The sequence below is a fragment of the Burkholderia sp. Cy-637 genome, from assembly GCF_011753175.1.
GTDB classification, from domain to species: Bacteria; Pseudomonadota; Gammaproteobacteria; order Burkholderiales; family Burkholderiaceae; genus Burkholderia; species Burkholderia gladioli.
On sequence record NZ_VWWC01000384.1, the window covers coordinates 1 to 1,110 of the forward strand.

Consider the following 1,110-nt stretch of genomic DNA (forward strand, 5'->3'; position numbering starts at 1 on the left):
ACCCGCTCGGCCGCGCGCCGGTGCCGCTCCAGCCTGCCCCGGCCCTGAAGAAGCTGGCCGGCGGCGCGCCGGCCCGGCCGGGCCAGCCGCAAGGTGCCGGCGCCGCCGAGGCCGACGGCGAACGGCTCGACTCGCTGTTCACGCGCCTGCGCCACGGCGGCAGCGCGCCGGCCCCGGCCGCGCCGAAATCCGCCGCCGAGGCGCCGCGCCGCCCATGGTTCCTGCGTGGAGCGCCGCGCTCATGAAGGTCGTCAGTGTCGTGTCGGCGAAGGGCGGGGTCGGCAAGACCACGCTCGCCGCCAACCTCGCCTCGGTGATCGCCTCGCAGGGTCGCCACGTGGTGGCGATCGACCTCGATCCGCAGAACTCGCTGCGCCTGTACTTCGGCGTGCCGCTCGACAGCGTCGACGGCCTGTCGCGCGCGGGGCTGGCCGGCTCGCTCTGGCAGGGCGCGATGGTCGACGGCGACGACGGCGTGACGGTGCTCGCGTTCGGCGCGCTGGTGGAGCAGGAGCAGCACCTGTTCGAGCGGCGCCTCGACGACGATCCAGGCTGGCTCGCGCGCGGCATCGCCGACCTGCGCCTGGGCGAGGACGACATCGTCATCATCGACACCCCGCCCGGCTCCTCGGCCTTCACGCGCGCCGCGCTGACGGCCGCGCATTTCGCGGTCAACGTGGTGTTCGCCGACGCCGCCTCCTACGCGGCGATCCCGCAGATGCAGCGCATGATCGACGCCTACGCGGCCTCGCGGCCCGAGTTCATCGGCGAGGGCTACGTGGTCAACCAGATCGACCAGTCGCGCCAGCTCAACAAGGACGTGCTGCGGGTGCTGCGCGACATGCTCGGCAAGCACATGTTTCCCGGCGTGATCCACGACGACGAGGGCGTCAGCGAATCGCTGGCCTGCAACACCACCATCGTGCGCTACGACCCGGTCAGCCAGGTCTCGGCCGACATGCGCGCCTGCGCGGCCTGGCTGCTGGATGCGCTCGGCAGCGACGAGCCCGCCGAGGAAGGAACCGCCGCATGAAATCCACCCGTCACGCCACGGCGCAGACCGCGCCGCGCGCCGCCGTGTCCGCCGCCGGCGCCGGCCCCCAGGGCGCG

Annotated in this window: 1 protein-coding gene and 1 pseudogene; both read left to right on the plus strand. The window is 73.8% G+C overall.

Annotated elements, in window-relative coordinates; all coding sequences use genetic code 11:
* Nucleotides 1-245, plus strand: a pseudogene (locus F3J10_RS35715) (hypothetical protein); the annotation flags it as partial.
* Nucleotides 242-1,033, plus strand: coding sequence for a cellulose biosynthesis protein BcsQ (gene bcsQ / locus F3J10_RS35720; protein ID WP_167244056.1), 792 nt, complete (start codon nucleotides 242-244; stop codon nucleotides 1,031-1,033). The pseudogene F3J10_RS35715 and the gene bcsQ, both read left to right, overlap by 4 nt.
* Nucleotides 1,034-1,110 lie beyond the last annotated feature (77 nt).